8 protein-coding genes and 1 pseudogene are annotated in these 13,595 nt (G+C 70.0%); 7 read left to right on the forward strand and 2 right to left on the reverse strand.

All coding sequences use genetic code 11. The annotated features are described in order from the left end of the window. Positions 1-207: 207 nt before the first annotated feature. From polA to coaE, 7 genes and pseudogenes are all read left to right on the forward strand, one after another. A complete protein-coding gene (gene polA, locus DVS28_RS11705) occupies positions 208-2,976 on the forward strand; it encodes a DNA polymerase I (RefSeq protein WP_114591610.1) in 2,769 nt (922 codons plus the stop codon). A gap of 1 nt (position 2,977) precedes the next feature. Further along, complete coding sequence (locus DVS28_RS11710) at positions 2,978-4,156, forward strand: O-succinylhomoserine sulfhydrylase (RefSeq protein ID WP_114591611.1); 1,179 nt, start codon at positions 2,978-2,980, stop codon at positions 4,154-4,156. A 57-nt stretch (positions 4,157-4,213) separates the two neighbouring features. Next, positions 4,214-6,154 carry an acyl-CoA dehydrogenase family protein gene (locus tag DVS28_RS11715; RefSeq protein WP_216826574.1) on the forward strand — a complete coding sequence of 647 codons (1,941 nt, stop codon included), beginning with the start codon at positions 4,214-4,216 and terminating at the stop codon, positions 6,152-6,154. 54 nt (positions 6,155-6,208) lie between these two features. Then, the gene (locus DVS28_RS11720; protein ID WP_114591612.1) at positions 6,209-6,595 is read left to right on the forward strand and encodes a DUF983 domain-containing protein; all 387 of its coding nucleotides are present in this window, start codon (positions 6,209-6,211) and stop codon (positions 6,593-6,595) included. 213 nt (positions 6,596-6,808) lie between these two features. Then, positions 6,809-8,254, forward strand: a pseudogene (rpsA, locus tag DVS28_RS11725) (30S ribosomal protein S1); the annotation flags it as partial. Positions 8,255-8,672: 418 nt separating this feature from the next. Further along, positions 8,673-10,031, forward strand: coding sequence for a hypothetical protein (locus DVS28_RS11735; protein WP_164710418.1), 1,359 nt, complete (start codon positions 8,673-8,675; stop codon positions 10,029-10,031). A 115-nt stretch (positions 10,032-10,146) separates the two neighbouring features. After that, entirely contained in the window at positions 10,147-10,740 is a 594-nt protein-coding gene (coaE, locus tag DVS28_RS11740) for a dephospho-CoA kinase (protein WP_114594138.1), read from the forward strand. Positions 10,741-10,743: 3 nt separating this feature from the next. Here coaE and DVS28_RS11745 read toward each other — a convergent pair whose 3' ends face one another. Both DVS28_RS11745 and DVS28_RS11750 read right to left on the reverse strand, forming a co-directional pair. Further along, positions 10,744-12,873: a cation:proton antiporter domain-containing protein gene (locus DVS28_RS11745; protein WP_114591616.1), complete on the reverse strand. Its 2,130-nt coding sequence runs from the start codon at positions 12,871-12,873 to the stop codon at positions 10,744-10,746. Then, positions 12,870-13,577, reverse strand: a complete 708-nt coding sequence (locus DVS28_RS11750; protein WP_114591617.1) for a hypothetical protein — start codon at positions 13,575-13,577, stop codon at positions 12,870-12,872. Before DVS28_RS11750 ends, DVS28_RS11745 begins: the two co-directional genes overlap by 4 nt. Between the last annotated feature and the right edge of the window lie 18 nt (positions 13,578-13,595).

Here is a 13,595-nt window from a genome sequence, read left to right on the forward strand (position 1 = left end):
CCCTCCGGGCCACCGTGTTGTGCGAGTGTCCCGCAACACACCGCCACGGGTACATCTCCTACTACGGTCGTAACGCTACTACGGTCGTCGGAGGAATGTGATCAAGGCAGTGCGCAAGCCGGGCCCACGGGGGCAGGGTCCGGCGATGCGCGGAGGCCTTCGACATGGAACCACTGATCTCCTGCTCGACGTAGGATCGACGCCCCCATGACTGCACCTCGACCGACCCTCGCCCTCCTGGACGGCTACAGCCTGGCCTACCGCGCGTTCTTCGCGCTGCCCGAGGACCTGCGCACCACCACCGGCCAGGTCACCAACGCCGCGTACGGCTTCACGTCCATGGTGATCAAGCTGCTCGACGAGCACCCGCCGGAGGCCCTGGCCGCCGTGTTCGACAAGGGGCGCCCGGCCGAGCGGACCGAGCTGCTGCCCGAGTACAAGGCCAACCGCAAGAAGTCGCCGGACGAGTTCAAGTCCCAGCTGCCGCTGATCGACGAGGTCCTCGAGGCCATGGGCATCCCGCGTGTCGACCTCGAGGGCCAGGAGGCCGACGACCTCATCGCCAGCTACGCAGAGACCGCCAAGGCCGACGGCTGGGACGTGCTGGTCGTCACCGGCGACCGCGACCTGTTCCAGCTGGTCGACGAGGGCGACGGCGAACACGGGGCCGTCAGGGTGCTCTACACCCGGCGCGGCATCAGCGACACGATCGTGATGGACACCGCCGCGGTGGAGGACAAGTACGGGGTGCCGCCGACCAGCTATCCGATGCTCGCCGCCCTCCGCGGTGATCCCAGCGACAACATCCCCGGCGTGCCCGGGGTCGGCGACAAGACCGCCTCCAAGCTGCTGGCCGCCCACGGGACCCTGGAGGGGATCTACGACAACATCGAGCAGATCCGGGGCAAGAAGGTGCCCGCGATGTTGCTGGAGCACCGCGACGCCGTGATGGCCAGCCGCATCGTCACCACCGTCAACCGCCAGCTGCCCCTGCCACGACCGGTGGAGGACTTCCGTCGTGGCGAGATCGACGCCCCAGCCGTCCAGCGACTGTTCGCCACCCTGGAGTTCCGCTCGCTGTGGGACCGGCTGAACGAGACGGTCCTCGGCGCCCAGGCGGAAGAAGCCGCAGGCGGCTTCGACAACGAGCCGCACCGTGGCGACACCGGAGAGATCGCGGCCTGGCTGGGCAAGGTGCCCGGTGGCCAGCCCGTCGCCGTGGTCCCCACGACCGCCGGGTCCCTGCCCGCCGTCGAGGCCGTCGCGATCGCCCTGGCCGCGTCCGGCGCCGACCCCATCACCGCCCGCACCGAGGTGCTCGGCGAGGACGACCGCGTCGCGGTCCAGCGGTTGTTGTCCGGCACCGACGACCATCCCCTGTGGGTCCACGACGGCAAGAAGCTGCACCACTTCGCCCGTGCCGCCGGCTTCGACGAGCCGACCGAACCGATGATCGACACCGAGGTGTGGGCCTACGTCCTGCAGCCGTCGGCCCGCACCTACGCCCTGGACAAGCTCGCGCTGGAGTACCTCTCCAAGCACCTGGCCACCGAGGAGGAGGTCCAGCGGGCAGGGGAGGAGTCGGGGCAGCTCGGCATGTTCGAGACCGAGCAGGACACCGCCTGGCGTGCTCGTGCGTTCGAGGCCCAGGCGTTGTTCGAGCTGGCAGAGGTGCTGGACGCCGAGGTGACTCAGCGCGGTCAGGCCGACCTGATTCGCCGTATCGAGCTGCCGCTCATCGCCGGGCTGGCGGACCTCGAACGGGCCGGCATCACCGTCGACGGTCGCGTGCTGGCCGAGCTGGGCGCGGACCTCGAGGACAAGGTCGCCGACGCCCGGTCCCGTGCGCTCGTGGCGGTCGAGGGTGACGAACGCGACCTCGAGGACTTCCAGGACCTGGGCTTCCTCGACTCGCCCAAGAAGCTGCAGAGCCTGCTGTTCGAACACCTCGGCCTGAAGAAGACCAAGAAGATCAAGACCGGCTGGTCCACCGACGCGGCGGAGCTTCGCAAGATCGTCGAGGAACACCCGGTGATCCAGGCGATCCTCGACTACCGCGAGTACAGCAAGCTCAAGGGCACCTACATCGACCCGTTGCTGGCGATGGTGGGTGCCGACCGCACCCGCCGGGTGCACGCGGAGTTCAACCAGACCGTCGCCGTCACCGGCCGCTTGTCCAGCCAGAACCCCAACTTGCAGAACATCCCGATCCGTACGGAGCTCGGTCGGCAGATCCGCCGGGCGTTCGTCCCGGGCGAGGGCTACGACACGCTGGTCGTCGCCGACTACTCCCAGATCGAGCTGCGGGTCATGGCCCACCTGTCGGGGGACGAGGGGCTGCTGGACGCGTTCGGTTCGGGGGAGGACATCCACGCGGCGACCGCGGCCAAGGTCTTCGGGGTCGACGTCGCCGACGTCGACAACACCCAGCGGTCCAAGATCAAGGGCATGACCTACGGGCTGGCGTACGGCCTGAGCTCCTTCGGCCTGGCGCAGCAGCTGTCGATCGGCCGGGACGAGGCCCAGGAGCTGATGGACGCCTACTTCGAACGCTTCCCCGGCGTGCGGTCCTACCTGTACGGGGGAGTGGAGGAGGCGCGGCGCAGCGGCTACACCGAGACCCTGACCGGCCGTCGCCGCTACCTGCCCGACCTGATGAGCGAGAACCGGCAGCGTCGCGCCATGGCCGAACGCATGGCGCTCAACGCCCCGATCCAGGGCACCGCCGCCGACATCATGAAGATCGCCATGAACGACGTGCGGGCAGCCATGGCCACCGCCGACTGGGCGGGTGACCCGGCGCCCCAGCTGCTGCTGCAGGTCCACGACGAGCTCGTGTGCGAGGCAACCACGGCCGATCACGACCAGCTCCGCGACCTGCTGGTGGACACCATGTCCGGGGTGATCGAGCTGGCCGTCCCGCTCGAGGTCGACTGGGCGTCCGGCCCGTCGTGGGCCGAGGCCGAGAAGCACTGACATGGACGAGCAGCAGCTGCGCCCCGACACCCTCGCGGTTCGTGCGGGGCTGGACCGCGGCCACCACGACGAGACCGCCGAGGCCCTCTACCTGACGTCGGGCTACGTCTACGCCTCGGCGGAGGAAGCGGCCGCGGCGTTCGCCGGCGAGCTGGACCGACACCGTTACTCCCGCGTGTCCAACCCGACCGTGTCGATGCTGCAGGAACGGGTCCGCGCCATGGAGGGTGCCGAGGCGGCCTGGGCAACCGCCAGCGGCATGGCCGCGGTCTTCAACGCCCTGCTGGCCTGCACCCGCACCGGCGACCGGGTCGTCGCGTCGCGCAGCCTGTTCGGCTCCTGCTTCGTCATCCTCGACGAGCTGCTGCCCCGCTACGGGATCACCTGCGACTTCGTCGACGGTGACGACCTGACCCAGTGGGAACGTGCCCTGTCTGCCCCGGCCCAGGCCGTCTTCTTCGAGAGCCCTGCCAACCCCATGCAGCAGCTGGTCGACATCGCCGCCGTCAGCGACCTGGCCCACGCCGCCGGGGCCACGGTGATCGTGGACAACATCTTCGCCTCGCCGGTCTTCCAGCGCCCGCTGGAACACGGTGCCGACGTCATCGTCTACTCCACCACCAAGCACATGGACGGGCACGGCCGGACGCTCGGCGGCATGGTCCTCGGGACGGCCGCCTTCATCGGCGAGCAGCTGCAGCCCTTCATGCGGCACACCGGTCCCACCATGAGCCCGTTCAACGCCTGGGTGGTCCTCAAGAGCCTGGAGACGATGTCGCTGCGCGTCGAGCGCATGGCCGCGTCGGCCCTGGACCTCGCCGGCTGGCTGGAGGGCCACGACGCCGTCACCTGGGTGCGCCACCCGTGGCTGCCGTCCCACCCCCAGCACGAGCTCGCACGCCGACAGATGACCGGTGGGGGCACGGTCGTGACGTTCGAGGTCGAAGGCGGCACCGACCGGGCGTTCGGGGTCCTCAACGCCCTCGGGGTCATCGACATCTCCAACAACTTCGCCGACGCCAAGTCCCTCACCACCCACCCGGCGACGACCACGCACCGGCGCATCGGGCCCGACGCCCGGCGGGCCATCGGCATCAGCGACGGGACGATACGGCTGTCGGTCGGGCTGGAGGACGTCGAGGACCTGCGCGACGACCTCGACCGGGCCCTCGCCATCTGACGGCGAATACCGAACGGGGGTGTTTCGCCCCCATCGGCTGGGGTTACGTTCTCCAGCGTGAGCACCACCCAGTCACTGCGCACGTTGCTCGATGGGCCCCACGCGGCCGTCCGCGACGAAGTCCGGACGTTGCTGAAGGACCCCGACATGGGACCCGCCATCGGGTTGGGGGTGGAGGAGCACCGGGCCCGCGTGGCGCAGCAGATGCAACGCCTCGCCAGCCACGGCATCGGCCCGTCGCTTGGGTTCCCTGGCCACGTGGGCGGCCACGACGACCCCGGGGGCGGCATCGCTGCCTTCGAGACGCTGGCCTTCGGTGACCTGTCGTTGCTGGTCAAGGTCGGCGTGCAGTGGGGCTTGTTCGGCGGCGCCGTGATGCAGCTCGGCAACGCCGAGCAGATCGAGCGCTACGGCCCCGACATCGTCACCCTCGCCCTGCCCGGGTGCTTCGCCATGACCGAGACGGGCCACGGCTCCGACGTCGAGCAGCTGCGCACCACCGCCACCTACGCGCCGGCCGACGACGAGTTCATCGTCCACACCCCTGACGAGGACGCCCGCAAGGACTACATCGGCAACGCCGCCCGTGACGGGCGCATGGCCGTGGTGTTCGCCCAGCTGATCGTCGACGACACCAACCACGGCGTGCATGCCCTGCTCGTGCCGCTGCGCGATGACGAGCACAACCTGCTGCCCGGCGTGCACATCACCGACGACGGCCACAAGGCCGGGCTCAACGGGGTGGACAACGGCCGGATCACCTTCGATGCCGTCCGTGTCCCGCGCACGAACCTGTTGGACCGCTTCGGCACGGTGGACCCCGACGGCACCTACCGCAGCACCATCGAGAGCCGCACCCGCCGGTTCTTCACCATGCTTGGGGCGCTGGTGCAGGGCCGGACCTCGGTGTCGGGTGCGGCGATCAACGCCAGCAAGGTGGCGCTGACCATCGCCGTCCGCTACGGCGAGACCAGGCGGCAGTTCTCCTCACCCGACGAGGTCCAGGAGAACCGCCTGCTGGACTACCAGGCCCACCAACGGCTGCTGCTGCCGCTGCTCGCCCGCACCTACGCGCTGCACTTCGCGCAGGAGGAGCTGGTGCGTCGCTACGTCGCCTCGCAGGACGGCGACGACGCCGAGGCCCGCCGCGAGGTCGAGTCCATCGCCGCGGGCATGAAGGCCCAGGCGACCTGGCACTGCAACGAGGTCATGCAGGCGTGTCGCGAGGCCTGCGGCGGCGCCGGCTACCTGTCGGAGAACCGGCTGCCGTCGTTGCGAGCCGACACCGACGTCTTCGCGACGTTCGAGGGCGCCAACACCGTGCTCATGCAGCTCGTGGCCAAGGGCCTGCTCACCGGCTACAGCGAGGAGTTCTCCGAGCTGGACCTGATGGGCACCGTGCGCTTCGTCGCCGACCGGGTCCTGGACAACGTCGTGGAGCGGCTGCGGGCCGTGCCGCTGCTGCAGTCCCTTCGCGGCGCCGCCCCGGTCCGCCAGACCGAGGACCTGCGCGACCGCGGCTGGCACTGCGAGCTGTTCGCGGATCGGGAGGAACACGCCCTGGAGACGGTGGCCGCCCGCATCAAGGCCGGCATGGACGACGACGGCGATGCCTTCGCGGCCTTCAACCGCGCCCAGACCCACGTCCTGTACGCCGCCCGCGTGCACATGGAGAACGTGGTGCTCGGCCACCTGACCGCCGCGGTTGGCAAGTGCGAGGACGACGACGTCCGCGAGCTGCTCGGGCTGGTCGCCGACCTCTACGCCCTGCACACCATCGAGGCCGACCGGGCCTGGTTCCTCGAGCACGGCCGCCTCACGCCCGAGACGACCAAGGGAATCACCCAGATGGTCGACGTGCTGTGCAACGAGCTGCGGCCACGGGCGCTGGAGCTGGTCGAGGCGTTCGGCGTCCCGGAGGAGGCGCTGATGGCACCCATCGCCACCGGCGCCGAGGCGGCGCGGCAGCAGCTGCGATCGGTCGCCGGTCCGGCCTAGCTGTAGCGTCAGGCGAATCGTCGGGTCCGTGACACCGCTGGCATCCTTGGGCACATGTCCGCCGACCCCCGTTCCCCGTCGCTGCTGAACGCCCTGCGCGTTCGTTGTCCCCTCTGCGGACACAAGCCGATCACCGAGGGGTACGGCAACGTCGTCGACGAGTGCCCCAGCTGCCACTACTCCTACACCCACGGTGAGGACGGCTACTGGGTCGGCGCCCTGATCATGAACATGGCCGTGTGCCTGATCAGCTTCTTCGTGGCGTTCCTCGGCACGATCCTGCTGACGTGGCCCGACGTGCCGTGGGGTGCCCTGACGTTCATCGCCATCGGCGTGATGGTGGCGGTGCCGATCTGGTTCTACCCCCGCTCCAAGACCGTGTGGGTGTGGGCGGACCTGCGGATCCACCCCTACACCGAGGACGACCGACCGGCCTTCTGACCCGGCCTCGTCCGGCAGCTGTTGCCCTTGGTTGACAGCGGCCGGGCCGTACAGCAGACTGGCTGCTCGCCCCTACTCGGGGCTTTCTGTGCTGCACGCGAGACAGAGCCGCGCCCCAGCACCCGTCGCCCCCCGGACGAGGGGCACTCCCATCGAAGCCAGCGTCGACCGACGTCGACACCCTGCAGAATCCCCTGTGAACGGACCGCCAACATGACCGACCAGTACACCCTCACGTCCGCTGTGGACGAAGAACGCGAACGAGGTGCCGCCATCCTCCTCGAGGAGTTCGGCTCCGAAGAAGCGTTCCTCGCTGCCCTCGAGGCCACCGTCAAGGACTTCGACGACGGCGACATCGTGGAGGGGGTTGTCGTCAAGGTCGACCCCGAAGAGGTCCTGCTGGACATCGGGTTCAAGTCCGAGGGTGTCATCCCCTCGCGCGAGCTGAGCATCAAGCACGACGTCGACCCCAACGAGGTCGTCGCCGTCGGTGATGTCATCGAGGCACTGGTCCTGCAGAAGGAGGACAAGGACGGCCGTCTGGTCCTGTCCAAGAAGCGCGCCCAGTACGAGCGCGCCTGGGGCAAGATCGAGGAGATCCACGAGCGGGACTCCACGGTCACCGGTACCGTCATCGAGGTCGTCAAGGGCGGCCTCATCCTCGACATCGGCCTGCGCGGCTTCCTGCCCGCCTCGCTGGTGGAGATGCGTCGTGTCCGCGACCTGCACCCCTACGTGGGTCAGGAGCTCGAGTGCAAGGTCATCGAGCTCGACAAGAACCGCAACAACGTCGTCCTGTCCCGTCGCAAGTTCCTGGAGGAGACGCAGAGCGAGTTCCGCCGCGAGTTCCTCGAGACCCTGCAGAAGGGCGAGATCCGCAAGGGCACGGTCAGCAGCTGCGTCAACTTCGGTGCCTTCGTGGACCTGGGTGGCGTGGACGGTCTGGTCCACGTGTCCGAGCTGTCCTGGAAGCACGTCGACCACCCCGGTGAGGTCGTCGAGCTCGGCCAGGAGGTCGAGGTCGAGGTCCTGGACGTCGACCTGGAGCGCGAGCGCGTCTCCCTGTCGCTCAAGGCGACCCAGGAAGACCCGTGGCAGCAGTTCGCCCGTCAGCACTACGTCGGCGAGTTCGTCGAGGGCAACGTCACGAAGCTGGTTCCCTTCGGTGCGTTCGTCAAGGTCGAGGACGGCATCGAGGGCCTCATCCACATCTCCGAGCTGGCCGACGCCCACGTCGAGCAGCCCGAGCAGGTCGTGAAGGTCAACGACCGGATCACCGTCAAGATCATCGACATCGACGACGTCCGTCGTCGTATCTCCCTCTCGCTGAAGCAGGCCGTCAAGGCCGGTTACGGCGAGGCCCCGGAGATCGACGAGGCTCCGGCCTACGCCGCGGAGGACTCCTCCTCCGGTCGTGCGCCCGAGGCCGGCGACGGTGGCTCGGCCATGGGTGCTGCCCTGGCCCAGGCGCTGCAGCGCTCCCAGGGTGCGCAGCAGGCCGAGGAGGCCAGCTCCGAGGAGGGTGGCCTGTCCGCCCAGGACGTCATCGCCCGGGTTCAGGCCCAGGCTGCTGCCGTCAAGGACGACGAGCCCGCCGAGGCTGCTGCCGAGGAGGCACCGGCCGACGCGCCGGCGCCCGCCGAGGACGACACGACCACCGAGCAGGCGGTCGCTGAAGAGGCTCCCGCTGAGGAGGCTCCTGCTGAGGAGGCTGCCGTCGAGGAGGCTCCTGCTGAGGAGGCTGCCGTCGAGGAGGCCCCTGCTGAGGAGCCTGCCGTCGAGGAGGCCCCCGCTGAGGAGGCTCCTGCCGAGGAGGACGAGGCGACCGACGCCGACGCCGACGCCGACGCGTCGTCCGAGGACGAGTAGCCACACAGACACACACGAAGGACCCGAGCCACCGGCTCGGGTCCTTCTGTGTTCGTGGCCAGATCCCGCGACACGACACGGATCTGTCGTCTCCCGGACAGGATTCAGTTGTTTGTCGTCGAACGCGTGTCGGGCATGTGTTCGTTGAACCGGAGCAGCCCGAGCGGTGTCCGGTTCCGAACGGGAACCGACAGAAAGCGGTCTACGAATGAACCACTCCACTTCACCCCTGTCCTGGCGTCTGCTGGCGCCGTTGATGGTCCTTGCCCTCGTCCTCGCCGGATGCGCGGCCGATGACTCCGACGACTCCGACGACGTCGACGATGTCGAGGTCCAGACCGAGGACGCAACCCAGTCAGACCCGGCGGCCGACGATGTCGCCTCCACTCCGGACGCCGAAGCCGCGACGGAGGACGTCGCGAGCGAGGACCCCAGCACTGCGGAGACCGAGGCTACGGAGGACGCCGAGTCCGAGCAGTCCATCGCTGCCTTCGAGAGCGTCCGGGAAGCGGCCACGTACGTGACCGACGAATCCGCACCGGCCCTGGCCGCGGGTCTGGGGCAGGCCGCGGGCTTCGACGGGGTCGACTCCGAGGGCGCAGCGCTGCAGGAGGACCTGGCCGCCACGCTCCAGGGTCACGTCTATCTCGCCGCCATCACCCTCGAGCAGCTGCTGAAGGACCGACCGGATGCCTTCGCGGCTGCCGCCGAGTCCCTCGCAGAGAACACCGAACGCCTGGCCGGGCTCGTGGGCTCCGTGGCGCCCGACCAGCAGGAGGCCTTCCAGAGCCTGTGGGAGAACCACATCGACTTCTTCGTCGCCTATACCGAAGGGGCCAAGGCTGGCGACCAGGCAGCCAAGGACGACGCGCTCGCCGGGCTGAACCAGTACCGGCAGGACGCTGGTGCCTTCTTCGCCGAGATCACCGGCGGTGCGATCGCCGCGGAGGACGTCACGGCGAGCCTCGAGCAGCACGTCAACACCGTGATCGCCACCATCGACGGCTTCGCTGCCGGTGACACCGGCGCGTTCGACCAGCTCAAGGGTGCAGCCGACCACGTCGTGGACAACTCCGCACGTGCCCTGGCGGGCGCCATCGCGACGGCCGCCGGGATCGACGGTGTCGACACCGATGGGGCAGCCCTGCTGACCGACATCAGCACCACCCTGCAGGAGCACGTCTACCTCGCCTCCATCGCGCTGGAGCAGCTCGTCGTGGGCGACCAGGCCGCGTTCGAGGCGGCAGCCGCGACACTCGATGCGAACTCCCAGCAGCTCGCTGACCTCGTGGCCGCGGTTGCGCCCGACCAGCGTGACGCCTTCCTCTCGCTGTGGCGCAACCACATCGGATTCTTCGTCGACTACACCAACGGCCTCCTGGCCGGCGACGAGGCAGCCACCCAGGGCGCCCTAGACAACCTCGCCCAGTACCGTCAGGACGCCGGCGCCTTCTTCGCCGACATCACCGATGGTGCGCTGAGCCAGGACGCCGTCGCAGGCGGCCTGGAAGGCCACGTCGACACGGTGATCACCGCCATCGACGACGTCGGAAGCGCGCTCGCATGATGTTGCGGGGTCATCCTCGACGGTCGTGACCACGACGATGCACCCGGACGGGCCCGACCTCGTGTCGGGCCCGTCCCCCTTTGTGCCGCGATCGGGCGACCGTCAGGATGACGTCATGCAGCTCGTTGGCCTCACCGGTGGCATCGCATCCGGCAAGTCGACCGTGTCCGGGCGGTTCGCCGACGTGCACGGGTTCCCCGTCATCGACGCCGACATGGTTGCGCGGTTCGTCGTCGAACCCGGTCAGCCGGCCCTGGCGGAGATCGCCGACCGCTTCGGTGCGGACATGCTGCTGGCTGACGGCACGCTCGACCGGCCGGCGCTCGGCGCGCTCGTGTTCGCCGACGAGGCCGCCCGACAGGACCTCAACGGCATCACCCATCCCCGGATCGCGGAGGAGATGGGCCGTCGCATCGGTGCACTCGCCGACCACGACGGCCCGGTGGTCGTCGACTCGCCCCTGCTCGTGGAGATGGGCCATGCCGAGGCCTATCCGACGATCGTGGTCGTCGCCGTGGGGCCCGAGGTCCAGCACGACCGGCTGGTGGCCGACCGGGGCATGGACCCCGACGAGGCGTGGGGACGCATCAACAGCCAGGCGCCGCTCGCGGACAAGCTGGCCGTCGCCACCCACGTGATCTGGAACGAGGGGACGATCGCCGAGCTCGAGGCCCGCGTCGACGAGGTGGCCGCGTCGCTGACCGCTTGACGGTCAGCGGGGGTTGATCACCACCGCAACCGACATGGGGGCGGTCGCCAGCAGGTGGGTCACGGTGTGGCCGAGGAACGCCCCACCCTCGTGACGTGGTTCGCCACCGACGACCAGCAGCGAGGCGTTGGCCTCGACGGCAGCAGCGACGAGGTCCTCCGCGACGGTGCGGGACCGACGCAGCTTGACGTCCACCCCGACCCCGGAGCGTTCGGCAGCCTGCCGTGGCTCGGCGAGCATCCCGTCGATGTCGGCGAAGGCCTGCGCCTGCCAGCGGGATGCCTTCTGACGGTCCCGCCGGTCGACGCGGGGCTGGTCGATGATGTGGATCATCGACAGCTCGGCCCCGCCGCCCGCCGCCATGCGGATCGCGAGGTCGATCGCCAGGCCACCTGAGGTGGTTCCGCTGGCACCCACGGCGATGCGGTCCAGGTCGATGTCCTCCGGCGGCCGGTCCAGGGCGCTGCGGACCAGCAGCACGGGCACCGTCGCGGCCGTGACGATCTGCTGCAGCACGCGGCTTGCGGTCGGGCCGCCGGCCGACGTGGCCGTGGCGCCCAGCGCGATCATCTCGTAGCCCATGACCGACTCGGCCAGGACCGCCTTCGCGGGATCCTCGGCGATGTGGTCGCGCCAGCGCATCCGCCGGTCGACGTGGGTCTGGATGCTGCGGGCCGCCTCGCGGCCGGCGACCGCGTCCTCGGCGGCGGAGTGCACGGTCAACGCGGTGATGCTGGCCGTGGGCGGCAGGACGCGGGAGAGCACGCGACCGGCCAGGACCGAGGAGCCACCACCACGGGTGGGCAACAACGCGGTCCGGACCTGCGCCAGCACGCCGGTGTCGCCCTCGTCGGGGCCGTCGGGGTCCAGCTGCAGCAGCCAGGTCAGCAGGGGAGGGGCCATCAACGACGTGGCGACGGCCATGACGACCACCGCGGAATAGGCCTCGTTGGACAGCACGCCCAAGGACAGGCCCAGGGACGCCACGACGATCTCGAGGGCCCCCCTGGCGTTGAGGCCCACGCCGATGGCGAGGCCGTCGCGGTTGCCGAAGCCGCCCAGGCGCGCGCCCACCCAGCCGCCCAGCACCTTGGCCCCGACGGCCACGGCGAGGATGGCGAGGGTCCACCACAGCAGGGGAGGGGCAACGATCGCGAAGAGGTCGACCTTCAGGCCGGCGGTGGCGAAGAAGACGGGAGCCAGCACGTGGTCGGCCAGGGTGCTGAGCGGCTGCTCCACCCGACGGCCGCCGAGGGGTGATCGTGCCAGCACCATGCCGGCCACGAACGCGCCGAGCACGGCTTCCACACCCAGCGCCTGGGTGATCGATCCGGCGATGATCACGATGATCACCGACACGCCGAGCATCGTCCCGTTGCTGGCGTCGTGGCGTCGGACGAAGCGCAGCAGGCGGTCGACGCCACGCTGGCCGATCGTCAGCCCACCCACGATGGTCAGCAACGCCCCGCCCAGCGCGATGGCCAGGCCGACCGCAGGGGACGTGCCACCGCCCACGCCGCCGGAAGCCACCGCGGCGACGACGCCCAGCAGGGCCCAGCCGACCACGTCGTTGAGCATGCCGGCCGCCAGCATGATCTGACCGACGCCGGCCTTGGCGAGCCGCAGCTCACGCAGGACCTTGGCCACGACCGGCAACGCCGAGATGCCGAGCGCCACCCCCATGAACAGCGGCAGGGCCGCCCGGTCCTCACCGCCCGAGAACGAATCGGGCAGGACCTGTCCGAGCCCGTAGCCCAGGGCCACCGGGATGACGAGGCTGGCACCACCGACCGTCAGGGCGGCCCTGCCGAGCCGCCGCAGGGTGCCGAGGTCGACCTCGAACCCGGTTGCGGCCAGCAGGAGGACCACACCCAGCCATGCCACCGCCGCGATCATGATCGCGACGGTCCCCTCGTCGGGGAACAGCTGCTCGGTCACCTGCGGGAACACGCGTCCGAGCAGGGTGGGACCGAGGAGGATGCCGGCAGACAGCTCACCGACGACAGTGGGTTGTCCCAGCCGCTTCGCGAGGTGGCCCAGGACCTTCGCGGACGTCAGCAGGAGCGCCAGCGCGATCCAGAAGCGAAGGAGGTCGGACTCGAGGACGGCGCCAGCGGCGAGGACAGTCGTCATGCACCGACCTTGGGGCGGGTGGAGGGCGTGACGGGGGACGCGCCGTCAGCGGGCGCGCGGGTCAGGTCGACGACACGGGCCCGGTGCCGGCGACGGACCGGCTGCGGTCCGAGGTTGCGGAGCCGTGCCCCGGTGACACCCAGCGGCGGGCCGCCGTTGGGGGGCTGGACCAGCAGGACCTCGTGGTCACGGGGCACCCGTCGCAGCGTCCGCAGCCGCGTCGATCCCTGCAGCGGGACGAGCGGTTGGGCCACGTCGGCCCAGGTGCCGTGGAAGTCCGGTCGTGCGAGCGCCGCGACCGCAACCTCCATCGACACCACGCCCCATCCGTCATCGGTGCGGACGACCGCCGGGACGAGCGGGGACAGCAGCGCAAGGTCGTGCCGGGGATGGGTCGACTGACGGCTCAGCCGGGGCAGGGGTTCGGCGACCTCGCCGATCGTGATGTCCGGCATCTGGCTGACCTCCAGGTCCCGGTCCCGTCGGGCCAGCACCACGACCAGCATGGAGGTGGCAACGCCCAGCAGCGGCAGTCCCCACTGGGTGCCTGCCAGCGTCCCGTACAGGCCGCCGATGAGCGCGATGGCGGATGCGACCAGCCCGAGGTCGAGCAGACCCAGTCCGAACAGGCGGGGTTCGTACAACCCGCGGCCGATCCGACCGTCGCGGCGGCTGGCGGTATCGGGGGTGGGGGTTGCGGCCATGACACCACGATGCGGTGT

This window comes from Euzebya pacifica (assembly GCF_003344865.1).
Taxonomy (GTDB): domain Bacteria; phylum Actinomycetota; class Nitriliruptoria; order Euzebyales; family Euzebyaceae; genus Euzebya; species Euzebya pacifica.